This is a genomic window from Aestuariivirga sp. (genome assembly GCF_047600585.1).
In the GTDB taxonomy this organism is placed as follows: domain Bacteria; phylum Pseudomonadota; class Alphaproteobacteria; order Rhizobiales; family Aestuariivirgaceae; genus Aestuariivirga.
Window position 1 is genome coordinate 1,263,848 of sequence record NZ_JASGKP010000001.1, and the last position, 25,976, is coordinate 1,289,823.

The following is a 25,976-nucleotide window of genomic DNA, read 5'->3' on the forward strand; positions in this document are numbered from 1 at the left end:
GGGGCAATCCACGCCTCTGGCCTGTTTTCGATTCCCCGGCCAATCTGCTATGCGGGTCTATCGTCACCCGACGCCCAAGGAGGCTCGCCCATGAACAAGCCGGTCAAACCGTCCACTTTCGAACCGACGCCCAACAACCTTGAATCCTTCTGGATGGGCTTCACTCCCAACCGGGCCTTCAAGCAGCGCCCGCGCATGATCGCCCGCGCCAAGGACATGCACTACTACGACCTGAAGGGCAGGGCGATCCTCGACGGCAGCGCCGGCCTCTGGTGCTCCAACGCCGGCCATTGCCGCGATCCGATCGTGAATGCGATCCAGCAGGCCGCCGCCGAACTCGATTTCGCGCCGACCTTCCAGTACGGCCATCCCAAGGTGTTCGAACTCGCCTCGCGCATCACCACCATGGCGCCGGATGACCTGAACTATGCCTTCTTCTGCAACTCGGGTTCGGAAGCTGCCGACACCGCTCTCAAGATCGCACTGGCCTATCACCGCGCCCGCGGCGAGGGTACCCGCACCCGCCTCATCGGCCGCGAGCGCGGCTATCACGGCGTGAACTTCGGCGGCATCTCGGTGGGTGGCATGGTCGCCAACCGCAAGTGGTTCGGCGCCATGCTGGCCGGCGTCGATCACCTGCCGCACACCTACAATCGCAAGGAACAGGCCTTCACCCGCGGTGAACCGACCTGGGGTGCTCATCTCGCAGAGGAACTGGAGCGTCTGGTGACACTGCATGACGCGTCCACCATCGCTGCCGTCATCGTCGAGCCGATGGCGGGCTCCACCGGCGTGCTGCCGCCGCCCAAGGGCTATCTCAAGAAGCTGCGCGAGATCTGCACCAAGCATGGCATCCTGCTGATTTTCGACGAAGTCATCACCGGCTTCGGCCGTCTCGGCCATGCCTATGCTGCCGAACGTTTCGGCGTGACGCCCGACCTTCTCACCTTCGCCAAGGGTGTCACCTCCGGCACCGTGCCGATGGGTGGCGTGCTGGCGCGCCAGGGCATCTATGACACCTTCATGAACGGCCCCGATCATGTGATCGAGCTGTTCCATGGCTACACCTACACGGGCCACCCGATGGCGGCTGCTGCTGGTGTTGCCACCATGGACGTCTATCGCGACGAGAAGCTCTTCGAGAATGCCAAGGCGCTCGAAGAGACGTGGGCTGATGCCGCCTTCACGCTGCAGGGCCATCCGCTGGTGGAAGACATCCGCACAATGGGCCTCGTGGCGGCAATCGATCTTAAGCCGGTGGATGGAAAGCCGGGTCTAAGGGCTTACAAGGCCATGGAAAACGCATTCCATGACATTGGCCTGCTGATCCGCATCACGGCCGACACGATTGCGCTCTCGCCGCCGCTGATGATCACGCGTAACCAAATCGAAGAAATCTTCATGGATAAGATGCCAAAAGTCTTGGCATCCGTAGCGAGCCTGTAATACTGTCCACCGTTGGGGGCGTTAGCAAGGGACGCGGTTCTAGGGCCGCGTTCCTGTTGTATGCGAGCACGGTGGGATGGGTTACGGACGTGAGTTACCTTGGTTTCTCGTAGTCGCGCTGTGCTGTGCACTGCCGGTTTACGTTGCCGTGCAATCCTACACTTCGGCCTCGGCACCGGTGGTGCTGCTAGTGATCGGCGCACTTCTCTCGCTCGCCTGCGGTCTCCTCATCCTCTCGTGGGTCGTTGTCCATAACTCCCACGTCGCGCGCCGCGATGTGCGCCGCATCGCTGCCGAAATCTCTTCGCTCATGCGCCAGTCGCGTGAGGAAGAACGGGTCTCGGCCGAGCTTTCCGCCCAGGTCAGCATCCTTCGTTCGGAAGTCGAGCAGCTCGGCGCCAACGTGAACTCGGGCGTCAATGAAATGCGCCAGGGCCATGCCGCGATGGTCAACGACATGCGGGCCATGGCGGAGCGCCAGTATCACTATCAGGCGCAGATCCAGCAGCAGATGGCCCAGCAGATGCGGGCCCGCGCGCCCGTCGTCGTCCATCCGTCCCAGTGGACTCAGGCCGAAGCGGTCGAGGTTCCGCAGGAAGAAGAGATTGCTGCCCCGATGCCGATGCCGCCGCGCGCCGGTTCGCTCGATGACATGTCGTCGTTCGGCGACGCGGTGATCATTTCGCTTGAGCCGGTGATCGATCTGTTCTCGGGCAAGACCGCACACTATCGCCTGCACCACGCCTTCGATGCTGCGCACAAGACAGACGCCGACCGTGCGGAGCGCCGTCCGGCCCTCGACATCTATCTCTATCGCGAGGCGCTGGTGCTGCTGCGCCGCCTGCGCAAGCGCGACAACCGCCTCAACATTCTCGTGCCGCTGTCGTCCAGCACGCTCGCCATTCCGGATGCGCTGTCGCGGATCGCCCAGCTGCACGCCTCCGAACCCGGGATCAGCGATGGTCTTGTGGTCGACATTCCGCATGCCGTTCTCGCCAGCCTTTCGCAGTCGAGCCTCGAAGGCCTCGCCTACATGGCGCGCTCGGGGATCGAGATGAGCCTCTCGAATGCCGCTGTGTCTGGCCTCGATCTTGCCGCGCTCGACAAGCTCAACGTCCGCTACGTGGGCATTGCAGCGGGCAGCGTGGGCTCCGAGCCGAAGCAGTCTGCCGGCATTGCCAACTTCGTGCAGGCCGCACGCGCGCTCCGCGTGCAGGTCATCGTCACGGGCGTTGCCAATGCCCAGCAGGCGACGCAGCTGATGCGCGTGGCCCGCTTCGCTGCCGGCCCCGCCTTCGCCGAACCGCGCCGCGTGCGCCGCGACGTGGCGGGCCAGCCGCCGCCGCCGGAAGACGTTGCCGCGGCCGAGTAAGGCAGGCGTTCCACGCGCAGGGGCCATGGGCTAAGACAAGGCCATGCGCGATCTTTCAAATCTCTATCCGGTCTGGTTCTGCGACATCTGGGGCGTGGTCCACGATGGCCATGCGCCTTTCGCGCCGACGGTCGATAGCCTGCAGCGGCACAGGCGGGCGGGCGGCTGCGTGATCCTCGTCAGCAATTCGCCGCGGAGCACGATCGGCGTGAGCAAGCAGCTCGATGAACTGGGCGTGCCCCGCGATGCCTATGACACCGCCGTCACCTCGGGCGACGTCACTCGAGACCTGATGCAGCAGACAGACGGCAAGCTCTTTCACCTTGGTCCCGCCCGTGACCTCTCGATCTTTGATGGTCTTCATGTGACGCGGGTCGAGCTGCCGGACGCCTCGGCGGTGATCTGTACCGGGCTCTTCCACGACGATCGGGAGACGCCCAAGGACTATGTGGCACTGCTCTCGGACATGCACGCCCGCGGCCTCACCATGATCTGCGCCAACCCCGACAAGGTGGTGCGCAAGGCTGGGCGCCTGCTGTATTGCGCGGGTGCGCTTGCAGATGTTTACGCCGCCATGGGTGGCGAAGTCCGCATGGCGGGCAAGCCCTATGCGCCAATTTACGATCTTGCCCGCAGGCGGGCCGCCACGATCCGCGACCATGATGTTCCGCTCTCGTCGATCCTGGCGATCGGCGACGGTCCCGAGACCGACATCAAGGGGGCGGCGGAGCAGGGGATTGCCGCCGTCTTCATGACCGGCCTGCACGAGGATCACGACGACCTCGAAAAGGCCGATGCGGCGATCCGCGCTCATGTTCCGAAAGCCAACATCATCCGCACGGTGGCGAGCCTGGACTGGTAGCGCCCTCGCGCTGTCTTGCCCATTTCCGTCCGACTTTTCTATAGTTGCGCTGCGCTGCACAGGCCTTATTGTGCACTGCAAACAGGTGCTGTGATGACGGGCTATTTCATCGAGGATCTCGAGATCGGCATGGAGGCGGGCTTCGACAAGACCGTCTCCGCGCAGGACATCACGGCCTTCGCCGAGGTGACGGGCGACCGCAATCCCGTGCACCTCTCCGAGCACTATGCCTCCAAGACCTTCTTCAAAACGCGCATCGCCCACGGCATGCTCTCGGCGGGTTTCATCTCGGCGGTGCTGGGCACCAAGCTGCCGGGGCCCGGCGCCATCTATATGTCACAGACCCTGCGCTTCCTTGCACCTGTGCGAATCGGGGATACCGTCTCGACCTACGCCAGGCTCACGGCTCTTGACTTGGTGAAAAAGCGCGCCCAATTCCACTGCCGTTGTGAAGTGGCGGGGAAGACGGTGGTGGAAGGCGAGGCGATGGTCTTCGTTCCTTCCCGCAGTCCGTAGTCCCTGCTGTCCAGTCTGAAGGGTGCAATGCAGGTTGTTTCGGCCACCAAGGCCATTCCGGAATCTCTGAAGGGTGCCGTGATCGCCATCGGCAATTTCGATGGGCTGCATCGTGGCCATCAGGAGCTTCTGAAGGTGGCAAAGGCCGAGGCGGCGCGACGCGGCGTGCGCTGGGGCATCCTCACCTTCGAGCCTCATCCGGGCTCGTTTTTCCGTCCGTCCGAACCCGTCTTCCGCCTCACGCCTGCGCCATTGAAGCAGCGTCTCGCGGCGGCGCTGGGTGCCGACCTCCTTGCAGTCGCCACCTTCGACGAACATCTCTCCACCCGGTCGCCCGAGGATTTCGTCCTGGGCTATCTGGTGAAATGGCTCGGCGTCTCGCATGTCATCACCGGATATGACTTCCACTTCGGCAAAGGCCGCAAGGGCACCACCGAAACCCTGCGACAGTTCGGCCAGCAGAACGGCTTCGGAGTCACCACGGTCGATCAGGTGACCGACGATGCCGACGGCAATGCGCCGTTCTCCTCAAGCTCCATCCGCTCGTCCATCCGCCGCGGCCATGTGCGCGCCGCCGCCCACGACCTGGGCTACCGCTGGATCGTGATGGGTGAAGTGGTGCATGGCGATAAGCGTGGCCGCACCATCGGCTTCCCCACCGCCAACATCATCGTTGACTCCGGTGCAGAGCCGGCGCGCGGCATCTATGCCGTCGAGGTGCGGGATGCGGCACAGCCGCACGGCACGCCGGCCTGGCAGGGGGCGGCCTATTTCGGCGACCGCCCGACCTTCAACACAAACCGTACGTTCCTCGAAACCTATCTGCTCGACGTTGATGTGGACCTGTATGGCCGCACGCTTCTGGTGTCGTTCCATGATCTCATCCGCGGCGACAAGACCTTTGCCTCGGTGGGGGAGCTCATCGAGCAGATGAAGGATGATTGCAGCCGTGCGCGCGAGATTCTGGCACGGGACAAGGCGGATGACGAAATTGCAGTCTTCCCGCTGGGCAAGCTGCAGCGCGAGGGCCGGCTCTAAGCGTCACGTACCCGGATCGAGTAGCCGGTGCAGATGGACGATGAAGTAACGCATCTGGGCGTTGTCGATCGTCTCGCGGGCCTTGCCGAGCCAGGCGCGATGGGCCTCCGCATAGTTGGGATAGAAGCCGACCACATCGAGCTTTGCGAGGTCGCGGAAGGTGACGTCTGACACGTCTTCCAGTTCACCGCCAAAGACGAGGTGGAGAAGCTGCCCGTCCGCGGCCGTCTTCTTCTTTGCAGGCGCCTTCTTGGCGGCAGCTTTCTTTGCGGCGGCTTTCGGGGCGGGTTTCGCGTTCATGCTGTCCTCATGAGTTCCACAAGCGCGGCATGGATAGCAGGATTCGCCGCCGCGATCAGGCCCCGTTGCCATGGCTCCGGGCGGTTGTAAATCAGACCCTTGCCGGTGAGGTCCGAGATAACGCCGCCTGCCTCGGTGAGGATGAGGTGGCCGCCCGCGATGTCCCAGTCGTACTTGTTGCCGATCGAAATGGCCCCGCCGTGATGGCCGCGGGCAATGGAGGCCATGCGGAGGAGGAGGGGAATGGGGCTGTCCGCTTCCGGGGTGAAGCCCTTGGCGCGTAGATCATCGCCGAAGCGGCGGGGTGCAATCACGTTCTGCATGTTTGTTGTGAAGAGGCGCGTACCGTTCACAAAGCTGCCGCCGCCCCGCACGGCGTGGCACATGATATCGTCAGCCGGTTCATAGGTGGCGGACAACACCACCTCGCCATCGAGCGCCAGCGCCATGCCGATGCACCACGGTGCATTGGCTTCGAGGAAGCCGCGCGTGCCATCGATGGGGTCGGCGATCCACAGTCGCGACTTCGGCAGGCGGGCAGGCGTGTCGGGCGATTCCTCCGAAAGCCAGCCATCCTCCGGCCGGGCCTTGGCGATGCGCTGCAGCAGCAGCTTGTCGACGGCCTCGTCCACGTCGGTGACAAAGGTGCCATCCTTTTTCTTGCGGTGCTGGAAACCCGCCTTCTGCATGGACAGGGCGAGCGCACCCGCTTCGCGGAGCGTGTCGAGGAGGAGCGTAAGGTCAGCGTCCAGCAAGTGTCATTTCTCCGAGGAGGCAGGTGGGGGCAACGGTCGAGGACCGGAAGATGAGATCGTTGGCGGGCTCCAGCGCCTTGAACATGGCGCGCAGGTTTCCGGCGATGGTGATTTCACTCACCGGGAAAGCGGGTTCGCCGTTCTCGATCCAGTAGCCGGAAGCGCCGCGGCTGTAGTCACCCGTCACCATGTTGATCGAAGAGCCGATGAATTCGGTGACGAGGAAGCCGGTGCCGACCGCCTTCATCATTTCCTCGGGCGAGCGCGTGCCTGCTTCCATATGCACATTGCTGGTGCTGGGTCCGCCACGGCCACCCTGTCCGGTGGGGGCGAGGCCAAGTTGCCGTGCCGAGCGCAGGTCGAGGATCCAGTTGGTGAGAACGCCCTTGTCGATCACGGCGCGGCGGCTGACCGGCAAGCCTTCGCCATCTGCGGCGCGCGAGGCGAGGCTGCGGCGGCGCAGGGGATCATCGATGATGGTGACGTTCGGCGCGAAGAGGGCCTTGCCGAGGTCCTCCTTGAGGAAGCTCGTGCCGCGGGCGATGGCGGCGCCATTGATGCCGCCCAGCAGATGGCCGACGAGGCTCGTGGCAATGCGGCGGTCGAAGATCACCGGCACGGTCTGCGAGGGCATCTTGCGCGGATTGAGGCGACGCACGGCGCGCTCGCCGGCGGTGCGGCCGATCTTCTCGGCGGGTTCGAGATCGGACCAGTAGACGGCGGCGTGGCCGTCGAAGTCACGCTCCATGGCCGTGCCTTCACCGGCGATCACCGAGACGCTGTTGCCGAAGCTGGTGCGGTGTGAGGTGCGTTCGTAGCCATTGCTTGCGGCCACGGCGGAGTGGCCGGAATAGGATGATGCGCCGGCCCCGTTGCTGCGGGTGACTCCCTTCACGGCAAGCGCGGTACGTTCCGTTTCCTGCGCGCGTTCGCGGAGCTGGTCCGCGGTGATCACTTCAGGCGATGCCACGTCGAGGTCAGGGAAATGAGTGGCGAGTTGTGACGGATCGGCAAGACCAGCGTAGGGATCAGGCGGAGCGAGCTTCGCCATGGCGACAGCACGGCTCACGAGGCGTTCGAGCGCATCGGGTGTCAGCACGCTGCCTGACATGGTGGCGGACGACTTGCCGACGAAGACGCGCACCGTCGCTTCGCGGGCTTCGGCCTGTTCGAGATTCTCGATCTCGCCGTTGCGAATGGTGATGGAACGGTCGCTGCCATCGGCCACGATGGCTTCGGCGTCGGTGGCGCCTTCCTTCCGGGCAAGCGCGAGAATGTCTTTGGCAATCGTAAGAAGTTCGGTCATCGGGTGAAAAGATCCAGGGTGAAGCCGGCGAATACCAGCAGCCCATATGTGCGGTTTGACTTGAAGAGTTGCAAGCACACAGCGCTGTTGGTGTCATCAAAGCTGCGGCATTGCCAGAGGGCATGGAGGGCGGCTGCGGCGATGCCGAGATAGCTCAGGAAGCCGCCGCCCGCACCCCTGACGGCAAGCGCGAGGAGCAGGGTGGTGAGCGTGAAGAAGCCGGCGAGCCACGGCAATGTGTTGGCCCCAAAGTGGAGCGCCGTGGACTTGACGCCGATCAGGATGTCGTCGTCCTTGTCCTGGTGGGCATAGATGGTGTCGTAGGCCAGCGTCCAGGCAATGCCTGCCGCGTAGAGCGCGAGCGCAGGCCAGCGCAGGGTATCGGTGACGGCCGTCCAACCCACCAGCGCGCCCCAGTTAAATGCAAGTCCCAGAACGGCTTGTGGCCAATATGTGATGCGTTTCATCAAAGGGTAGACGACGATGATCGCCACCGATCCGAAGCCGGTGATGATGGTGAGCAGGTTGAATTGCAACAGCACCGCGAGGCCGCAGAGCAGTAGCAGCGCGAGGAAGATGATCGCCTGCTTCACGCTCACGCGGCCCGACGGAATGGGGCGCGAACGTGTGCGCGCCACCTGGGCATCGAACTTGCGGTCGAAGATGTCGTTGATGACGCAGCCCGCGCCCCGCATGACCACCGCCCCGATCAGGAAGAGGATGCCGTCTGCCACCATCTGCCAGTGCGGGCCTGTCACCTGCCCGGCGAGCGCCACGCTCCACCAGCAGGGGATAAGCAGCAGCCACCAGCCGATGGGACGGTCGAGGCGCATCAACTGGGCATAGGGGAGTGCCGCCTCGGGGAGGAAGCGTTCGACCCAATTGTCCGGGACGGCATCCGCCACCCGTGATTTTGCCCTGCTGGAATCCATTGCCGGGGCCGTGTAACACGGCCGCCATGGCGAAGACCACACCCCGGCTGCACCTTGAGGCAGAGCTTTCCCCCGCCCACGACATTCCCCTCTCGCGCGAGCAGGGCCATTACCTCACCCATGTGTTGCGGCTCGTTCCCGGTGACGCGGTCGAGGTCTTCAACGGGCAGGAGGGGGCTTGGCTGGCTTACGTGGCGGATGCCGGCAAGAAGGCCGTTTCCATCCGCTGTGAGCGCCGCCTCGCCGACGTGACACCACCCCCTGACATCGACTACCTCTTCGCGCCCCTGAAACATGCCCGGCTCGATTACATGGTCCAGAAGGCCACCGAGCTTGGCGTCCGCCGCCTTCGCCCGGTGATGACGGCCCGCACCATTGCCGAGCGGGTCAATCTCGAGCGCATGAAGGCCAATGCCATTGAGGCGGCCGAACAGTGCAACCTCGTCTTTGTGCCGGAGGTGCTGGACCCGGTGCCGCTTGCCAAGGCCATTGCCGATTGGGACCCGGCCCGCCGGCTGGTCTTCTGCGACGAGACCGCCGCGCAAGCCAATCCGCTTCAATCCCTCGCTGCCATTGCCACCCCGGCGGCGGTGCTTGTCGGTCCCGAGGGCGGCTTTACCGACGAGGAGCGCCGCCTGTTGCGGGCGCAACCCTTTGTCACGGCCATTTCCCTTGGACCGCGCATCCTGCGGGCTGATACGGTGGCCATTGCCGCCCTTGCCGTTGTCCAGGCGGCCATCGGCGACTGGGGCGCAAGGTCGGGCAGCGCGGGGCGGGCGCCATAAACTGTGATGATTGGTATCACATTTTATGGCTTGTCGGCTCCCGCGGCCCTGCCTAGATGACGGCAGGCAACAAGGAAGAATTGCGTGAGTGGACCAACACCCGAAACGGCCGAAGGCAAGGCCATCATTGAGAACAAGGCGCAGCTCGTCGCCTATTTCGACAAGGGCCTGAAGCCGAAGTCCGAATGGCGGATCGGCACCGAGCACGAGAAGTTTCCCTTCCTCACCGATACGCTGGAGCCGGTTCCGTATTTCGGCCAGCGTTCGATCCGTTCACTCCTCGAAGGCCTCAAGGCCCGCTTTGGCTGGGATGGCGTCTATGAGGGTGAGAACATCATCGCGCTCTCCGATCCTAGGGGCATGGCCAACATTTCGCTCGAGCCCGGCGGCCAGTTCGAACTCTCGGGCGCCCCACTTGCAAGCGTTCACGATACATGCGCCGAGGTGAACGAACACCTGCAGCAGGTGCGCGAGGTCGGTGACCAATTGGGCATCGGCTTCCTCGGCCTTGGCGCCTCGCCGGTGTGGACGCGCGAACAGACACCGGTGATGCCCAAGGGCCGCTACGGCATCATGGCGCCCTACATGGACAAGGTGGGCACGCTTGGCCGGGACATGATGTTCCGCACCTGCACGGTGCAGGTGAACCTCGATTTTGCCAGCGAAGCCGACATGGTGCAGAAGCTCCGCGTCTCGCTCGCACTCCAGCCCATCGCCACGGCGCTCTTCGCCAACTCGCCCTTCCTCGAGGGCAAGCCCAACGGCTTCCTCTCCTTCCGCAGCCATGTCTGGACCGACACCGACAATGCCCGCGCCGGCATGTTGCCCTTCGCTTTCGAAGACGGCATGAGCTTCGAGCGCTATGTCGACTATGCGCTCGATGTGCCCATGTACTTCGTGATGCGGAACGGCAGCTTCGTGAACACGTCGGGAGAAAGCTTCCGCAAGTTCATGGAGGGCAAGCTCCCGCAATTGCCCGGCGAGAAGCCGGTGATGAAGGACTGGGCCGATCACCTCACCACGATCTTCCCGGAGGTCCGCCTCAAGCGTTACCTCGAAATGCGCGGCGCCGACTCCGGTCCGTGGCGCAGGCTGTGCGCCTTGCCGGCCCTGTGGACCGGCCTTCTCTACAGCCAGGCGTCGCTCGATGGCGCGTGGGATCTGGTGAAGGGCTGGACGGCGGAAGAACGCCAGACACTCCGCAACGACGTGCCGCGTCTCGGCCTCAAGGCGAAGATCGGGGGCCGCAGCGTGCGCGACATCGCCGCCGAAGTGCTCGTGCTCGCCCGAACGGGCCTATCGTCGCGTGGCATCCTCGGCTGCAAGGGCAAGCCCGAAACCTCCTTCCTCGACGTGCTGGACGAAACGGTGACCAGCGGCAAGACCGCCGCGGACAACCTGCTGGATCTCTATCACGGTGCCTGGAAGGGCGATATCTCCCGCGTCTTCCGCGACTTCTCCTACTGAGAGCTGAACCCGGCGTTCAGTTGCCGTTCAGCCCGGCTGGGGCAACCTCCGTGGCACCTTGAAGGAATCTGCACCGTCAAGCAGCATGCCGCTCAAGGGGCAACGGAACTGGGAGATCACATGAACGGGACGACGACTTTGCGCGGTCTGGCAATGCTTGCCGCGAGCGCAATTGCTTTTGCACTGCCGGCGCTGGCCGACGATGCAACATTCAACAAACCGAAGATCAACGGGGTGCGCCTGGACTGGTGCCGCAAGTGGGGCGATCAATGCGGCAAGCCCGCGGCCGATGCCTTCTGCAAACTGCATGAGTTCAGCGCCGCCGCAACGTGGGTGCAGGACCCCAATCCGGGTGCGCCGACCAAGGTCTTCTCCGGCGGCCAGATCTGTAATGACGACAGCTGCACGGGTTTCAAGACAATCACCTGCAAGGACAACACTGTTCAGATCGACGATGACGGCACCGGCGGTGCTGCCGCTGGCGATGATGAGATCGCCCAGCAGGGTGGTGACGGTGAGCCTGTGCAGCAGCCCATGGCGAAAGTCGTGAAGATCGGCGGCCAGCTCATGGGCGAGCTTTCGACCTCGTCCAACTTCTTTCCCGCTGGACAGCCCATCGCCGTATTCGGCCGCGGCACGGACAATGCTTTGTGGTGGCAGACCGGTAACGGCAAGGGCGCATGGAACGGCTGGCAGCGCATCGGCGGCGAGATCAAGTATTCGCCCTCCTGCACCATCTTCCAGAAGGCCATTCATTGCTTCGTGATCGGCAGCGACAACGCGCTATGGACAACGCAGCAGGACAAGAAGGGTGGCTGGTATCCCTTCAAGCGCCTCGGCGGCGCCACCACCGGCTCGCCGTCGGCGGTTTCGGCCCTTGATGCAAATGGCTCTCCGGCCCTCTACGTGATCCTCCGCTCGAACTCCGGCGAACTGTCGGTGATCGCGCGCTACAAGGACCAGGACACAGACCTCTACAATTGGTCCGATTACCGTGGCCTTGGCGTGGTGAGTGCCAGCGCCGTCTACTGCGTGTTCATGGGCGGCACCCACGTCGACTGCTACGGACGCAACAACAAAGGCGAAACCGTCGAGTTTGCCGATGCGCTGGTCAAGGCGACCATCATCAAGCTCGGTGGCCAGACCGACAAGCGGCCCGGCGCCATTGCCAGTGTGGATGGCAAGCAGGTCCGTGTGCTGGTGAAGGGAATGGACGGCAAGTTGTGGCATCGCCGCTGGAAGGCAGGCCAGAGCTTCAGCCCCTGGAAGCAGACGAACATCGACATCAACAGCCAGCCTGTGTGCCGCTACTACGATACGGCAGGAGCGAACGTGTGCTTCGATGTTGGGCCCGACAAGGTTGGCCGTGCGATCTTCATCCCGACCGGGGCTCTGAACTGATCACCACGAACATTGAGAATGGGTCATGGTCCGCAAACGCGGGCCATGGCTTTTTCATGCGCCGGCCTGCCAGGCCTTGATTGCATCCAGCGGCCACACCAGCATGATGATGTTGAGGGTGAGGTTGTCGCGGATCATGTAACCGGTGAAAGCCTCGAAGAACACCGCAAGCGTCAGCGTCAGCCACACGGGGAATGTGCGGGCGGCGAAGAAACCAGCTACCATGGCAAGGATATCGCACACCGAATTGAGAACGCTGTCGCCATAGTAGTCGAGCGAGATCGTCGCCTCGCGGTAGCGGTTTATGATGAAGTCGGTGTTCTCGAAGATTTCCCAGCTTCCTTCCACCAGGGTTGCCAGCGCAAGGCGCACCGGCAGGCTGGCGCGGGGGAGGGCGAGCCGGGTGAGGCCATAGAAGATGAAGCCGTGGATGATGTGGCTCGGCGTGTACCAGTCGCTGATGTGCTGCGAGTTTTCGGAACTGTTCACCACGCCATGCCAAAGCTTGACGTAGCCGCACTTGCAGATGGGCTCGCGCCCCATGCTGAGCAGGATGACGGCAGCCGTGATGATGATCACGCCGGCGACCAGAAGTGCTGTTGTGATCTCGCGGCTGCGGAGGGAGGGGGCTGACGTGGGGGCGCTCATCGGTCTTCAGCCCCTGGCAGGACGCTCGCCGGATTCGACGGGAAGGCCAGCCCCCTTCCAGGCCGTGAAGCCGCCGCCCATGTGCATGACGGGCGCAAGCCCCATGTCCTTGGCGGTCTTTGCCGCAAGCGCCGAGCGCCAGCCCGAGGCGCAATGGAAGATGAAGCTCTTGGCTTCGGCGAAATAGGGTTTGTGGTAGGGGCTCTCCGGATCGATCCAGAATTCCAGCATGCCGCGCGGACAGTGATGCGCCCCGGCAATGCGTCCTTCGCGCTCCACTTCCCGCGGATCGCGAAGGTCGATGATCAGCGCCTCGCCGGACGCGGCCATGGCCTGCGCCTCCTGGGGCGTTACGGTTCGCACCTGGGCATTCGCCTCGTCGAGAAGCTGCTTGTATCCCCTGGTGATGGCCATCTTCGTTCTCCCGTGTCCGGGCGAAGTGTTGGCGGAAGTCCCTGAACCGCGCAAGGCCCCGTCCGAATGTCAGAAAAGCGAATCAAGCATCGGCACGAAGGCCGAGATCAGGGCTGAGACCAAAAACAGGAGCGCGAAGATGAGCCGGTCTGGATTGTCGTCGATCGGTGTGTGTTGAACATTCATGCCGCCATCTAGACGGGCAGACCTTGCGTGGGGCATGGGCAACGCTACCTATCGTGGCAGCGTCACACTTCCGTTCCCGGCAGCGTCTTGATCGAACAGCCAGCGATCTTCCATGTGCCGTTGGCCTGGCGCTCAAGGGTGTAGAGCGCCTCGTACGTCTTGCCGTCGGTGCCCTTGATGATCACCGTCTGTGTGGCCCTGTCGGCGCTGATGGTGTCGGAAGCACCGAACTGGTAGCCGTTGTTGCGGTGGACCGGCTGATAGCCCTTCTTCACCATCGCCATGAAGCTGTCCACTGTGGGGAAGGCGAACTGAATGATAGGAGCTGCGTAGCCGTAGGCTTCTGCATCATGATCAGACGAGAAGGCCTGCAGCTGACCGGTGATCACATCACGAATCGCGGACTGGTCACCCGGCGGCACGCCGTCGGCGCGGACGTGAGCGGAGAGGAGGGGAACGCAAAGGAGAAGGGCAAACAGGACTCGCAGCATGGTCAGCTCCCGTGTTTCCGGATTTTACGTGGCTCGACTGAGCGAGGATCATGATTTCGCATGAGAGAGTCATGCTGCGATGCGGCAACAAAATAATTTGCGGACCCGTGTCATGATGTCTGCACAAACATGTCGCAGCGGATGGGAGTTTCTATTCCCGCACGGGAATAACCGAATAGTTGTCCGGCAACTGGGAACATTCTGTTTTTCGCACTGATCGTGCTTGCGTTATGCGGTTTCGGGAATTGCTCAACCCTTGCGCTCAAGCCGATGCAAGTCCCTCTACACAAAGGACAATTCTAAAGTCGGAAGGTGCAACCGCTTGACGGTTTCACTTCGCAAGATGATCATCATTCCTGGCACAACGTGTCCGGCGTTGCGGCTTTGCATGTCATTGCGAACACAACGAACGGACAATGGGAGGAAATGAAATGCCAAAAGTCTCCATGAAAGTGAATGGGAAAGCCGTGAGCGGTGAGGTCGAAGGCCGCACGCTCCTGGTCGAGTTCATCCGCGAACACCTCGGCCTCACCGGCACCCACGTCGGTTGCGATACCAGCCAGTGCGGCGCCTGCGTCGTGCATGTCGACGGCAAGGCCGTGAAGAGCTGCACCACGCTCGCCGCCGCCTGTGACGGCGCCGACGTGACCACCATCGAAGGCATCGCTAAGAACGGCAAGCTGCACCCGATGCAGGAAGCCTTCCGCGAACATCACGGCCTGCAGTGCGGCTATTGCACGCCCGGCATGATCATGTCGGCGATCGATCTCGTGAAGCGCGAAGGCAAGAAGCTGGACGAGGACACGATCCGTCACGGCCTCGAAGGCAACATCTGCCGCTGCACGGGCTATCATAACATCGTCAAGGCCGTGCAGGCCGGCGCCGAGAACATGTAAGGGAGAATGCGGAGATGACCGGAACCGGAGTTGGCGCTTCAGTCAAGCGCAAGGAAGATCAGCGGTTTCTCACTGGCAAGGGCCAGTATACCGATGACATCAATCTGAAGGATCAGACCTACGCCTATTTCGTGCGCAGCCCGCACGCCCACGCCACCATCAAGTCGATCAACACCAAGAAGGCCGCCGGCATGCCCGGCGTTCTCGGTGTCTTCACCGGCGAACACGTGAAGGAAGACAAGATCGGCGGCCTGATCTGCGGCTGGATGATCCACTCGAAGGACGGCAGCCCGATGAAGGCCGGCCCGCATCCGATCCTGGCGGACGGCAAGGTGCGCTATGTGGGTGACCACGTGGCCGTTGTCGTTGCCGAGACGAAGGAGCAGGCCAAGGCCGCCGCTGCCGCCGTGCAGGTGAGTTACGGCGTGCTGCCGCACAACGTCGATGCCGCCAAGGCCATGTCGACGAAGGCGCAGGTGCATGACGTCGCCGCCGACAACCGCGTCTACAACTGGTCGATCGGCGATGAAGCCGCCACCGCAGCCGCATTCAAGAATGCAGCCCACGTGACGACGCTTGATATCGTCAACAACCGCCTCATTCCCAATGCCATGGAGCCCCGCGCCGCGATCGGCTCCTATGACACGGGCATGGACGCCTACACCCTCTACACCACCAGCCAGAATCCCCACGTGGCGCGTCTGGTGATCTCCGCCTTCCACGGGCTGTGCCCCGAGCACAAGCTGCGCGTCATTGCGCCGGACGTGGGCGGCGGTTTCGGCTCCAAGATCTTCATCTACGCCGAGGAAGTGGTTTGCGTCTGGGTGTCGAAGCGCGTGGGTGGCCGCCCCGTGAAGTGGACGGCTGAACGCACCGAAAGCTTCCTGGCCGATGCGCACGGCCGCGACCACGTGTCGAAGGCCGAACTCGCCATCGATGCCGGCGGCAAGATCACCGGTCTTCGCGTGCACACCACGGCCTCGATGGGCGCCTACCTGTCCACCTTCTCGAGCTGCGTGCCGACCTATCTCTACGCCACGCTGCTCTCCGGCCAGTACAACATCCCCGCCATCTATGCGGAAGTGGACGCCGTCTATACCAACACCGCGCCGGTTGACGCCTACCGCGGGGCAGGGCGCCCGGAAGCCACCTATGTGGTGGAGCGCATCGTCGAAACCGCGGCGCGCGAACTGAAGATGGACCCGGCGGAATTCCGCCGGAAGAACTTCATCACGCAGTTCCCACATCAGACCCCGGTGATCATGTGCTACGACGCGGGCGACTATGGTGCCGCCCTCGACAAGGCGCTGGAGCTCTCGGAGTACAAGTCCTTCCCCGAACGGAAGGCCGCCTCTGCCAAGAAGGGCAAGCTGCGCGGCATCGGCCTCTCGGCCTACATCGAAGCCTGCGGCATCGCGCCCTCGGCGGCGATCGGTTCGCTGGGTGCCGGCGTCGGCCTCTGGGAATCGGCTGAAGTCCGCGTGAACCCGGTCGGAACGGTGGAAATCCTCACCGGTTCCCACAGCCACGGCCAGGGCCACGAAACGACCTTCGCGCAGCTTGTCTCGGACCGCCTCGGCGTTGACTTCAACAACGTCTCGGTTGTCCACGGCGATACCGACAAGGTGCAGTTCGGCATGGGCACCTACGGCTCGCGCTCGGGTGCCGTCGGCATGCACGCGATCTCCAAGGCCCTCGACAAGATCGAGGCCAAGGCCAAGAAGATCGCTGCCGCCGTCATGGAAGCCTCGACCGATGACGTGGAGTTCAAGAACGGCACCTTCACCGTGAAGGGCACCGACAAGAAGATGGCCTTCGGAGAAGTGGCGCTGTCGGCCTATGTGGCCCACAAGTTCAACTCCGCCGAAATCGAACCCGGCCTCAAGGAAAGTGCCTTCCACGATCCGGCGAACTTCGTGTTCCCGGCGGGCGTGCACGTCTGCGAGGTGGAGATTGATCCGGACACGGGCGTCACCACGGTGGCCAACTACACCTGCGTGGATGACTTCGGAAACCTGATCAATCCGATGATCGTCGAAGGCCAGGTGCATGGCGGCATCGTGCAGGGCATCGGCCAGGCGCTTGCCGAAGGCTGCGTCTATGACGACGCCTCGGGCCAGCTGCTGACCGGTTCCTACATGGATTACCGCATGCCGCGCGCCGCCGACGTACCGAGCTTCAAGCTCGGCTTCACCTGCACGCCTTGCCCGACGAACCCGATGGGCATGAAGGGCTGCGGCGAAGCGGGTGCGATCGGTTCGCCGCCCGCCGTCATCAACGCCATCACCAATGCCCTTGGCGTGAAGGACATTCCCATGCCGGCGAGCCCGCTCGTCGTGTGGAATGCCCTGCAGGGCATGAAGAAGGCCGCGGAATAAGGACGGGGAGAGAGAACAATGGAAAACTTCAACTATCACCGTCCCAGCAAGGTGGCGGATGCCGTCAAGCTGATGAAGAAGGCTAAGGACGGCAAGTTCCTGTCCGGTGGGCACACCCTTGTGCCCACCATGAAGCAGGGCCTTGCCAGCCCCACCGACATCATCGACCTTTCGGGCCTGAAGAACGCAGGCGTGAAGGTGGGTGCAAAGTCGGTGGTGATCCAGGCCGGCACCACGCACGCGGCGGTCGCCTCGGACAAGGCCCTCAAGAAGGCCATTCCGGGCCTTGCCGCCCTCGCAGGCGGCATCGGCGACCCCCATGTCCGCCACAAGGGCACGATTGGCGGCTCGATCGCCAACAACGACCCGGCGGCTGACTATCCGGCCGCTTGCCTGGGTCTTGGCGCCACGATCCACACCGACCGCCGCAAGATCCCGGCGGACAAGTTCTTCACCGGCATGTTCTCGACCGCCCTCAAGGACGACGAGGTCATCACAGCCGTGGAGTTCCCGATCCCCGCCAAGTCCGGCTATGCCAAGTTCCCGAACCCGGCCTCGCTCTATGCGATGGTCGGCGTCTACGTGGCGCAGGGCAAGGACGGCTCGGCGCGCGTTGCCGTCACGGGCGCAGGCCCCGGCGTGTTCCGCCAGTCCGACATGGAAGCGGCACTCGGCAAGTCGTTCAAGGCTGATGCGCTGGCCGGTATTTCGGTCAAGCCGCGCGGTCTCAATAGCGACCTGCACGGCACTGCCGCCTACCGGGCGCATTTGATCTCCGTCATGGCCAAACGGGCCCTGGCGGCAGCAAAGTAGTCCGACCGACAGGAGCGACACCCGCTGACTCCAGTTGGCGGGTGTTTTTTTGTGGTAGGAGTTTCACCTTCGGCCCAAGTCGGCCGTAAAGGTGACAGGAGTTTGAACAACCGATGAGCAAGCCCTTTCCGGCCTCGATTGACGACACCATCGACCTACTCAAGTCGCGCGACTATGTGGCGGGGCGGGATCTCGGTACGGTTGTCTTCCTCGCCCTCAAGATGGGGCGGCCGCTGTTCCTCGAAGGCGAGGCGGGCGTGGGCAAGACCGAGATCGCCAAGGTGCTGGCCGAAGGGCTGGGCCGCAAGCTGATCCGCCTCCAGTGCTATGAGGGCCTCGATGTGGCCTCCGCGGTGTATGAATGGAATTACCCCCAGCAGATGATCGAGATCAGGCTTGCGGAAGCGACCGGCAGCATCGACCGTGAGCGGCTGGGCTCCGACGTCTTTGCCGAGCGTTTCCTGATCAAGCGCCCGATCCTGCAGGCGCTGGAGTCTGACGAGGGGGCAGCCCCCGTCTTGCTCATCGACGAACTCGACCGCACCGACGAAGCCTTCGAGGCCTTCCTTCTCGAAGTGCTGTCCGATTTCCAGGTGTCAATCCCGGAACTCGGCACGGTGAAGGCCAAGGAACCACCCATCGTCATCATCACCTCGAACCGCACCCGCGAGGTGCACGACGCCCTCAAGCGCCGCTGCCTCTATCACTGGGTGGGATACCCCGATGCCAAGCGCGAGGTCTCGATCATCCGTGCCAAGCGGCCGAAGGCCTCCGCCCAGCTTGCCAAGGAAGTGGTGGGCTTCGTGCAGGCGCTGCGCAAGGGCGACCTCTACAAGGCGCCGGGTGTGGCGGAGACCCTCGACTGGGTGTCGGCACTCCACGAGCTTGATTGCGTGACGCTCGATCCGCAGACGGTCAACGACACGCTGGGTGTTCTGCTGAAGTACCAGGACGACATCTCCCGCATGGAAGGCTCGGAGGCGAAGCGCATTCTCGATCAGGTGCGTGAGGAAATCCGCCTGATGGGCACGGTGTAGCGCCGCCATGTTCGTGGCGCCTGCCAACTCCAACACACCTCTCACCGGCAAGCTGGCCGAGAACATCATGCATTTCGCCCGCGTGCTGCGCGAGGCGGGCATTCCCGTGGGGCCGGGCAGCGTGCTCGATGCGCTTGATGCCGCGATGGCAGGCCCCTTGCAGAAGCGCGAGGATTTCTACTGGATGCTGCATGCGGTGTTCGTGAAGCGGCGCGAGCAGCGGGAGATCTTCGACCAGGCATTCCATGTGTTCTGGAAGAAACCGAAGATGCTGCAGCAGCTGATGCAGCTCATGTATCATCAGATTGCCCGCAAGCCGCACGAGAAGCGCAAGGAGGCAGGCTTCCGCCGCCTCGCCGAGGCGATGTTCGACAAGACCGAGGTGGAAAGTCGCAATGCGCCGAAGAAGGAGGAGCTGGAGGTGGAAGCCACCTTCACGGCTTCTGCCAACGAGGTGTTGCGCAGCAAGGACTTCGAGCAGATGACGGTGGCCGAGCAGGCCCATGCGAAGCAGGCGTTGCGCAAGATCAGGCTCAACCGAATCGAGGTGCCGACGCGGCGCTTCCGCGCCTCCCACGGCGGGCGGCGGGTGGACATGCGCCGCACCCTGCGCGGCGTCATCCATGCCGGCGGGCAAGTGGTCGACATCTACCGCAAGGAGCGGGTCTGGCGCGAACCCCCGCTGGTCATTCTCTGCGATATTTCGGGCTCATGCTCGAACTACTCCCGCATGTTCCTGCACTTCCTACACACGCTGATCAACGACCGGGACCGGGTGCATGTCTTCCTGTTCGGCACGCGCCTCACCAACATCACCCGCGAGCTGCGCCGCAAGGACATCGACGATGCGATGATGAAGGTCTCGGCGGCGGTGAAGGACTGGTCCGGCGGCACGCGCATCGGCACGGCGCTGCACGAGTTCAATCTGAAATGGGCACGCCGCGTGCTGGGGCAGGGCGCGCATGTGCTGCTGATGACCGACGGTCTCGACCGTGAGGATGTAACCTCTCTCAAGGCTGAGATGGAGCGGCTGCGGCGCTCGGCCAAGCGGATCGTCTGGCTCAATCCGTTGCTCCGCTATGACGGCTTCGAGGCGCGGGCGAGCGGCATCCGCGTCATGATGCCCTTTGTGGACGAGTTCCGCCCGGTCCATAGTCTGAACAGCCTGGCCGATCTGGCCGAGACCCTTGCGGAACCCCGCCGCGATGCCCATGATCCCCGCAAGTGGTTGAAGGGCCCGCATCAGGGCTGACGTGGAAGCATATGAAATGACTGATGTTCTGACGATTGCGGAATCCTGGCTGGCGGAAGGCCGCAAGGTGGCGCTGGCCACCGTGATCGAAACCTGGGGCTCGGCACCGCAGCCGGTGGGCAGCCAGCTCGTGGTCGATGCCGAGGGGAATTTCGAGGGCGCCGTGTCGGGCGGGTGCGTGGAAGGCGACGTCATCACCGCCGCGCAGGATGCGATTGCGACGGGCGGTCACAAGGTCCTGAGCTATGGCGTGGCCGATGAAACCGCCTGGAAGGTGGGCCTGGCCTGCGGCGGCAAGATCCGCATCCTCGTCGAGGCCGTGCAGTGAAACGGGAGCTGCTCGCCCGGGTGAATGCCGCCCGTGCGGCGCGTCAGCCCTGTGCCGTCGTCACCGATCTTGCAACGGGCGAAGAGCGCTTCGTGCCCCGCGCCGAGGCGGCGAATGATCCTCTGGCGGCGATCCTCGACAAGGCCTTCCGCTTCGACAAGTCGGGCGTTGAGCAGACCGAGGGCGGCGAGGTCTTTGTCACCGTGCACAATCCACCGCTGCGGCTGGTGATCACGGGTGCGGTGCTGATTGCGCAGGCGCTCATCCCCATGGCCCGGGCCGCTGGTTACGACATCTGGGTTGTCGATCCGCGCGGTGCCTTCGCCACGGGCGCGCGCTTCCCCGATATCTCCCTCCATGCAGAATGGCCGGACGAGATCATTCCGCAGATCGGTCTCGACCAGCGCACCGCCTTCATCGCGCTCACCCACGATCCGAAGATCGATGATCCGGCGCTCGAATTGGCGTTGCGCTCGCAGGCGTTCTACATCGGCGCATTGGGATCGAAGAAGACGCAGGGCTCGCGCCTCGAACGCCTGAAGGCCAAGGGCTTCAGCGACAATGAGCTCTCGCGCATCCATGGGCCAATCGGGCTCAACATCGGCGCGGTGGGTGCAAGCGAAATCGCGATCTCCATCATGGCCGAGATGACCAAGTGCCTGAGGCTGGGATGAGGCTGGGGTGAGGTTGGGATGATTTTCGGCAAGACTTCACTCTCCGATGCGGTGGGCGCAATCCTTGCCCATGGCACCAAGCATGCGGGTGGCATGTTCAAGAAGGGCCGCGTGTTGTCAGCAGAGGATGTGGCCGCACTCCAGGCCGCAGGCCACACCCACGTGATCGCGGCGCGGCTCGCAGCAGATGATGTGCCGGAGGACGAGGCCGCCCGCCGCATCGCACTGGCCATCTGTGATGGTGGTGCGCGGGCGCAGGAACCCTTCACCGGCCGGGCCAATCTTCACGCGCTGGAGGCCGGAGTCGTTGTCTTCGACGAGGCGCGCATCCGTGCCATCAATCATCTCCATGAAAGCCTGACCATCGCCACGCTGCCCAATTTCGCCCGGGTCTCGCCCCGGCAGATGGTGGCGACCGTGAAGGTCATTCCCTTTGCCGTGCCGCGTCCGGTGCTGGAGAAAGCGCTTGCGATCATCGGTGGCAAGCCGCTGCTCCGCGTCTCGCCCTTCCGGGTGCAACATGCTGCACTCATCCTCACCCGCCTGCCGCAGACGAAAGAGTCGATCCTCACCAAGAGCGAATTGGTGATGCGGGAGCGCCTTGAAGCCATGGGCGCCACGCTGGCCTCCGTGGTGATCTGCCACCATGCGCAGGATGACGTTGCCAAGGCCGTGGCTGCTGCGCGTGCGGCAGGACATTCACCGATCCTCGTGATGGGAGCGTCCGCCATCGTGGACCGGGGCGACGTCATTCCCGCCGCCGTGACGGAGGCAGGCGGCGAGGTGCTGCACCTCGGCATGCCGGTCGATCCCGGCAACCTGCTCATGCTGGGTCAGGTGCAGGACACGCCCGTGATCGGCGTACCCTCATGTGCCCGCTCGCCGAAGGTGAACGGCTTCGACTGGGTGCTGGAACGCGTGCTCGCCGACGTGCCTGTCTCACCCACCGACATCATGGACATGGGGGCAGGCGGCTTGCTGGCGGAAATTCCGTCGCGTCCCTCACCGCGCGAAGGAGCCAGCCCAGCCATTCTCGCGCCCCGGGTGACGGCCGTTGTGCTGGCGGCCGGGCTGTCCTCCCGCATGGGCGCCAACAAGCTGCTCGCTGATTTTCATGGGCAACCGCTCATTGCGGCAACACTGGCGAAGCTGGAATCGGCTGGTGTCGATGAGGTGGTTGTCGTCCTCGGCCGCGATGCCGAAGAGGTGAAGCACCACGTGCCTGCCACCATGCGCACGGTACTCAATCCTGATTTTGCCAAGGGCATTGCGGGCTCCATCCGGGTAGGCGTGGCCGCCGCCGTAGAAAGCGATGCGGTGCTGATCGTGCTGGGGGACATGCCGCTCGTCGAGCCGGCGACCGTCGGCCGGTTGATCGCCGCGTTCAATCCGACCGAGCACCGGACCATTGTCGCCCCCACTTATCACGGGCAGTTCGGCAATCCCGTGCTGTGGGGCCGCGAACATTTCCCGAAATTACAGACGCTGGAAGGCGACCGCGGCGCGCGCAGCCTGATCGGCGACCTGAAATCAGAGGCGGTCGAAATCGCCGTCGATGATCTGGGCGTCATTGCCGATGCCGATACTCCGGAAGCCCTCGCCGAGATGCGGGCTGCCGTCAGATAAGCTGCAATGAGCGGAAGCTCACGTGCGCGTTCTTGCCGATGATCAGGTGATCGTGCACCAGCACGCCCAGCTTGTCGCCCGCCTGCACGATCTTCTTCGTCATCTCGATATCGGCCATGGAGGGCGTGGGATCGCCCGAGGGGTGATTGTGGACGAGCACGATCGCCGTTGCGGCCAAATCCAGCGCGCGCTTGATCACCTCGCGGACATAGACCGGCGTATGATCGACGGTACCGCGCTGCTGCACCTCGTCGGCGATCAGCTGGTTCTTCTTGTCGAGGAAGAGGATGCGGAACTGCTCGCGCGTCTCGAAGGCCATGGCGGCGCGGCAATAGTCCACGATCGCTTTCCATGAGGAGAGGGCAGGGCGGTTCATCACCTCGCCGCGCGCCAGCCGCAGGCTTGCCGCCTGCACCAGCTTCAGGTCCATCGCCACGGCCTCGCCCACGCCTTTTACTTCCATCAGGCGCTCAGGGGCTGCGCTGATCACTTCGGCAAAGCTGCCGAAGCGGGCGATGAGGGCCTTGGCGAGCGGCTTGGTATCGGCGCGCGGGATGGAGCGGAATAGCACCAGCTCCAGCATCTCGTAGTCGGGCAGGGCATCGCCTCCAGCCTGCCGGAAGCGCTGGCGCAGACGTTCGCGATGGCCGAGATAGTCCGGCGCCGTCCCCATCGCCTCTGCCATGCCGCCCCCCTTCGTCATGGCTCAGAAATGGTAGGGTGGACAGTGCAGCCCTCGCGGCGAGAGGGTGAAGATCTCGTGGCCTGTTTCGGTGACGGCAATGGTGTGCTCGAACTGGGCCGAGAGCGAGCGGTCGCGGGTGACGGCGGTCCAGCCGTCGGAGAGCACCTTCACGTGCGGCTTGCCGAGGTTGATCATGGGCTCGATCGTGAAGAACATGCCGGGCTTGAGAAGAACGCCTTCGCCAGGGCGCCCGTAGTGCAGCACGTTCGGATGGTCGTGGAACACCTCACCCAGGCCATGGCCGCAGAAATCGCGCACCACCGAGCAGCGGTTGGCTTCGGCATGGGACTGGATGGCGTGGCCCACGTCGCCCAGATGGGCGCCGGGCTTTACCACCTCGATGCCGCGCATCAGGCACTCGTAGGTGATCTCGACGAGCCGCTCGGCCGAGCGCGAGACACGGCCCACGTTCACCATGCGGCTGGAGTCGCCGTACCAGCCATCGACGATGAGCGTCACGTCGATGTTGATGATGTCGCCTTCCATCAGCGGCTTGTCGTTGGGCATGCCGTGGCAGACCACGTGGTTGATGGAGGTGCAGAGCGCGTACTTGTAGCCGCGGTAGCCGATGGTGGCGGGAATGGCGTTGTTGTCGCGGGCGAACTCCACGCAGATGCGGTCCAGCGCCGCCGTGGTCACGCCCGGCTTCGTCTCCTCGACGAGGATGTCGAGAAGCTGCGCCGTGAGCTGGCCGGCCTTGCGCATCTTGACGAAATCCTCCGGCTTGTGGAGGCGGATGCGCGGTTGTGCTTCGGTGCGTGTGTTCATGGATCGATGACCGGGACCTGGGACTTGAGCCTGATGGAGTCTACGCTCACATGGCAGGTGAACGCCAGTGCTTCAACCCCCGCCTTCCGGGCTGCCTGAAATGCCTTGAAATAGACAGGATCAAGGTCGGGCGTCAGGGTGAAGCGCGTGGGTCCGGCATTCTGGATCACATAGAGCATCACGGCCCGGTGGCCGGCCCGCACCATTTCAGCCATTTCCGCCAGATGCTTCGTGCCCCGCGCCGTGGCGCAATCCGGGAATTCGGCCAGGCCCGGCTGGCGGAGCAGGGTGACGTTCTTGATCTCCACATAACAGGGTGGCCGGCCTTCCCCTTCCAGCAGGAGATCGATGCGGCTGTTGGTGCCATACTTCACCTCGCGCCGCAGGGTGCCGTAGCCCGCCAACTCGGGCAGGAGCCCCTCCTCGATTGCTTCCTGCGCGATGCGGTTTGGCAGGCTCGTATCAATGCCGACGAGGCCCACATCATCGCGCTCGGTCAGGTGCCAGGTGTGGGCATACTTCCGCGTCGGGCTGTCGGAGCGCGACAGCCAGACCCGTGCCCCCTCGCTGCACAGGCCGAGCATGGTGCCGGTGTTGGGGCAGGTTGCCGTAACCTCCTCGCCCGTCTCCAGCCGCACATCCGCGAGGAAGCGCTTGTAACGCCGGATCAGCGTGGCAGGCATGAGAGGAAGGGGAAGCTTCATGCTTTGACAGGAACCATGCCGGGTGGGATATGTCCAGCCTCATCAAGAGGTTCCTGACATGTCCGAGACTGCTCCCACCGCCGCCGTGCTGCTCATCGGCAACGAGGTGTTGTCGGGCCGGACCAAGGACAAGAACCTGGGCTACATCGCCGACTACCTGACGGCGCTCGGCATTGATCTTCTCGAGGCGCGCGTTGTCGCCGACGACGAGGCAGCCATCGTGGAAGCCGTGAATGCGCTCAGGGCGCGCTATACTTACGTCTTCACCACGGGCGGCATCGGCCCCACCCATGATGACATCACAGCCGACTGCATTGCCAAGGCCTTTGGCGTGGGCATCTCGCATCATCCGGAGGCGACGGCCATCCTCGAAGCCTTCTTCAAGGAGATGGGCCGCGAGGCCAACGAGGCGCGCATGCGCATGGCCCGCATCCCCCATGGCGCCACGCTGATCTACAACTCGGTCTCGAAGGCACCGGGCTTCAGGATCGGCAACGTGCATGTGATGGCGGGCGTGCCCAAGGTCATGCATGCAATGATGGATGCAATCGCGCCCACGCTGGTGACGGGAACGCCGGTCAAGTCGCGCACGATCCGCTTCGAAGGCGGCGAGGGCGATGTCGCCAAGCCGCTGAAGGAGGTGCAGGAGCGCTATCCCGCCTTGTCGATCGGTTCCTATCCCTTCGAGAGCGAGCGCGGTTTCTCCACCAATCTCGTGCTGCGAGGCCGGGATGAAGCGGTTCTTGCCGCTGCCACCGAAGAGGTGAAGCAGGCGGCGGATGCCCTGTTCAAGCAGGGCAAGGCGCGGGGCTGGGCCGAAGTCGAATGACGGCGAA

The 25,976-nt window shown here is 63.7% G+C and carries 26 protein-coding genes and 1 pseudogene; 17 read left to right on the top strand and 10 right to left on the bottom strand.

Features of this window, described 5'->3' with window-relative positions; all coding sequences use genetic code 11:
* Positions 1-90 precede the first annotated feature (90 nt).
* From QM801_RS06070 to QM801_RS06090, 5 genes are all read left to right on the top strand, one after another.
* Positions 91-1,446 carry an aspartate aminotransferase family protein gene (locus QM801_RS06070; protein WP_415018316.1) on the top strand — a complete coding sequence of 452 codons (1,356 nt, stop codon included), beginning with the start codon at positions 91-93 and terminating at the stop codon, positions 1,444-1,446.
* Between the two features lie 148 nt (positions 1,447-1,594).
* Positions 1,595-2,818, top strand: coding sequence for an EAL domain-containing protein (locus QM801_RS06075; protein WP_415018317.1), 1,224 nt, complete (start codon positions 1,595-1,597; stop codon positions 2,816-2,818).
* A 43-nt stretch (positions 2,819-2,861) separates the two neighbouring features.
* Positions 2,862-3,680 (top strand): TIGR01459 family HAD-type hydrolase, encoded by an 819-nt coding sequence (locus tag QM801_RS06080; RefSeq protein ID WP_415018318.1) that lies wholly within the window; start codon positions 2,862-2,864, stop codon positions 3,678-3,680.
* Positions 3,681-3,773: 93 nt separating this feature from the next.
* On the top strand, positions 3,774-4,196 hold the full coding sequence (locus QM801_RS06085; RefSeq protein WP_415018319.1) for a MaoC family dehydratase: 423 nt from the start codon (positions 3,774-3,776) through the stop codon (positions 4,194-4,196).
* A 27-nt stretch (positions 4,197-4,223) separates the two neighbouring features.
* Positions 4,224-5,234, top strand: a complete 1,011-nt coding sequence (locus tag QM801_RS06090) for a bifunctional riboflavin kinase/FAD synthetase (RefSeq protein ID WP_415018320.1) — start codon at positions 4,224-4,226, stop codon at positions 5,232-5,234.
* Positions 5,235-5,237: 3 nt separating this feature from the next.
* Here the strand turns inward: QM801_RS06090 and QM801_RS06095 are convergent.
* The 4 genes and pseudogenes from QM801_RS06095 to ubiA form a co-directional block, all read right to left on the bottom strand.
* Positions 5,238-5,447: pseudogene (locus QM801_RS06095) on the bottom strand (DUF4170 domain-containing protein); the annotation flags it as partial.
* A gap of 83 nt (positions 5,448-5,530) precedes the next feature.
* A complete protein-coding gene (locus tag QM801_RS06100) occupies positions 5,531-6,289 on the bottom strand; it encodes a 3'(2'),5'-bisphosphate nucleotidase CysQ (protein ID WP_415018321.1) in 759 nt (252 codons plus the stop codon).
* Positions 6,276-7,595 carry a TldD/PmbA family protein gene (locus tag QM801_RS06105; RefSeq protein ID WP_415018322.1) on the bottom strand — a complete coding sequence of 440 codons (1,320 nt, stop codon included), beginning with the start codon at positions 7,593-7,595 and terminating at the stop codon, positions 6,276-6,278. Before QM801_RS06105 ends, QM801_RS06100 begins: the two co-directional genes overlap by 14 nt.
* Positions 7,592-8,500, bottom strand: a complete 909-nt coding sequence (gene ubiA / locus QM801_RS06110) for a 4-hydroxybenzoate octaprenyltransferase (protein ID WP_415018323.1) — start codon at positions 8,498-8,500, stop codon at positions 7,592-7,594. The genes QM801_RS06105 and ubiA overlap by 4 nt, the downstream gene beginning before the upstream one ends.
* A gap of 53 nt (positions 8,501-8,553) precedes the next feature.
* Here ubiA and QM801_RS06115 point away from each other — a divergent pair, with 53 nt between their 5' ends.
* From QM801_RS06115 to QM801_RS06125, 3 genes are all read left to right on the top strand, one after another.
* Positions 8,554-9,312, top strand: coding sequence for a 16S rRNA (uracil(1498)-N(3))-methyltransferase (locus QM801_RS06115; protein WP_415018324.1), 759 nt, complete (start codon positions 8,554-8,556; stop codon positions 9,310-9,312).
* Between the two features lie 84 nt (positions 9,313-9,396).
* Positions 9,397-10,779, top strand: a complete 1,383-nt coding sequence (locus QM801_RS06120; protein WP_415018325.1) for a glutamate--cysteine ligase — start codon at positions 9,397-9,399, stop codon at positions 10,777-10,779.
* A gap of 120 nt (positions 10,780-10,899) precedes the next feature.
* A complete protein-coding gene (locus QM801_RS06125) occupies positions 10,900-12,180 on the top strand; it encodes a hypothetical protein (RefSeq protein WP_415018326.1) in 1,281 nt (426 codons plus the stop codon).
* Positions 12,181-12,234: 54 nt separating this feature from the next.
* Here QM801_RS06125 and QM801_RS06130 read toward each other — a convergent pair whose 3' ends face one another.
* The 3 genes from QM801_RS06130 to QM801_RS06140 all read right to left on the bottom strand — a co-directional run bounded on the left by QM801_RS06130 (position 12,235) and on the right by QM801_RS06140 (position 13,919).
* Positions 12,235-12,828 carry a DUF2585 domain-containing protein gene (locus QM801_RS06130; RefSeq protein ID WP_415018327.1) on the bottom strand — a complete coding sequence of 198 codons (594 nt, stop codon included), beginning with the start codon at positions 12,826-12,828 and terminating at the stop codon, positions 12,235-12,237.
* 6 nt (positions 12,829-12,834) lie between these two features.
* Positions 12,835-13,242: a rhodanese-like domain-containing protein gene (locus QM801_RS06135; protein WP_415018328.1), complete on the bottom strand. Its 408-nt coding sequence runs from the start codon at positions 13,240-13,242 to the stop codon at positions 12,835-12,837.
* A gap of 248 nt (positions 13,243-13,490) precedes the next feature.
* On the bottom strand, positions 13,491-13,919 hold the full coding sequence (locus tag QM801_RS06140; protein ID WP_415018329.1) for a DUF4864 domain-containing protein: 429 nt from the start codon (positions 13,917-13,919) through the stop codon (positions 13,491-13,493).
* 431 nt (positions 13,920-14,350) lie between these two features.
* On the opposite strand from QM801_RS06140, the gene QM801_RS06145 reads away from it, so the two are divergent.
* The 8 genes from QM801_RS06145 (at position 14,351) to QM801_RS06180 (ending at position 22,923) form a co-directional block, all read left to right on the top strand.
* On the top strand, positions 14,351-14,815 hold the full coding sequence (locus tag QM801_RS06145) for a (2Fe-2S)-binding protein (RefSeq protein WP_415018330.1): 465 nt from the start codon (positions 14,351-14,353) through the stop codon (positions 14,813-14,815).
* A gap of 14 nt (positions 14,816-14,829) precedes the next feature.
* A complete protein-coding gene (locus QM801_RS06150; RefSeq protein ID WP_415018331.1) occupies positions 14,830-17,193 on the top strand; it encodes a xanthine dehydrogenase family protein molybdopterin-binding subunit in 2,364 nt (787 codons plus the stop codon).
* An 18-nt stretch (positions 17,194-17,211) separates the two neighbouring features.
* Complete coding sequence (locus QM801_RS06155) at positions 17,212-18,006, top strand: FAD binding domain-containing protein (protein ID WP_415018332.1); 795 nt, start codon at positions 17,212-17,214, stop codon at positions 18,004-18,006.
* Positions 18,007-18,119: 113 nt separating this feature from the next.
* Positions 18,120-19,043: an AAA family ATPase gene (locus QM801_RS06160; RefSeq protein ID WP_415018333.1), complete on the top strand. Its 924-nt coding sequence runs from the start codon at positions 18,120-18,122 to the stop codon at positions 19,041-19,043.
* Positions 19,044-19,050: 7 nt separating this feature from the next.
* On the top strand, positions 19,051-20,295 hold the full coding sequence (locus QM801_RS06165; RefSeq protein ID WP_415018334.1) for a vWA domain-containing protein: 1,245 nt from the start codon (positions 19,051-19,053) through the stop codon (positions 20,293-20,295).
* A gap of 16 nt (positions 20,296-20,311) precedes the next feature.
* A complete protein-coding gene (locus tag QM801_RS06170) occupies positions 20,312-20,623 on the top strand; it encodes an XdhC family protein (RefSeq protein ID WP_415018335.1) in 312 nt (103 codons plus the stop codon).
* Complete coding sequence (locus QM801_RS06175) at positions 20,620-21,297, top strand: XdhC family protein (RefSeq protein WP_415018336.1); 678 nt, start codon at positions 20,620-20,622, stop codon at positions 21,295-21,297. Before QM801_RS06170 ends, QM801_RS06175 begins: the two co-directional genes overlap by 4 nt.
* Positions 21,298-21,315: 18 nt before the next feature.
* Positions 21,316-22,923 carry an NTP transferase domain-containing protein gene (locus QM801_RS06180; RefSeq protein ID WP_415018337.1) on the top strand — a complete coding sequence of 536 codons (1,608 nt, stop codon included), beginning with the start codon at positions 21,316-21,318 and terminating at the stop codon, positions 22,921-22,923.
* On the opposite strand, the gene radC is transcribed toward QM801_RS06180, so the two are convergent.
* The 3 genes from radC to sfsA are packed head-to-tail and all read right to left on the bottom strand — an operon-like array spanning position 22,916 to position 25,140.
* Positions 22,916-23,608 carry a RadC family protein gene (gene radC, locus QM801_RS06185; RefSeq protein WP_415018338.1) on the bottom strand — a complete coding sequence of 231 codons (693 nt, stop codon included), beginning with the start codon at positions 23,606-23,608 and terminating at the stop codon, positions 22,916-22,918. The two genes, QM801_RS06180 and radC, sit on opposite strands and share 8 nt — an antisense overlap.
* Positions 23,609-23,629: 21 nt before the next feature.
* Positions 23,630-24,436, bottom strand: coding sequence for a type I methionyl aminopeptidase (gene map / locus QM801_RS06190; protein WP_415018339.1), 807 nt, complete (start codon positions 24,434-24,436; stop codon positions 23,630-23,632).
* Complete coding sequence (gene sfsA / locus QM801_RS06195; RefSeq protein ID WP_415018340.1) at positions 24,433-25,140, bottom strand: DNA/RNA nuclease SfsA; 708 nt, start codon at positions 25,138-25,140, stop codon at positions 24,433-24,435. The genes map and sfsA overlap by 4 nt, the downstream gene beginning before the upstream one ends.
* Positions 25,141-25,198: 58 nt before the next feature.
* On the opposite strand from sfsA, the gene QM801_RS06200 reads away from it, so the two are divergent.
* Positions 25,199-25,969, top strand: coding sequence for a competence/damage-inducible protein A (locus QM801_RS06200; protein WP_415018341.1), 771 nt, complete (start codon positions 25,199-25,201; stop codon positions 25,967-25,969).
* Positions 25,970-25,976: the final 7 nt, after the last annotated feature.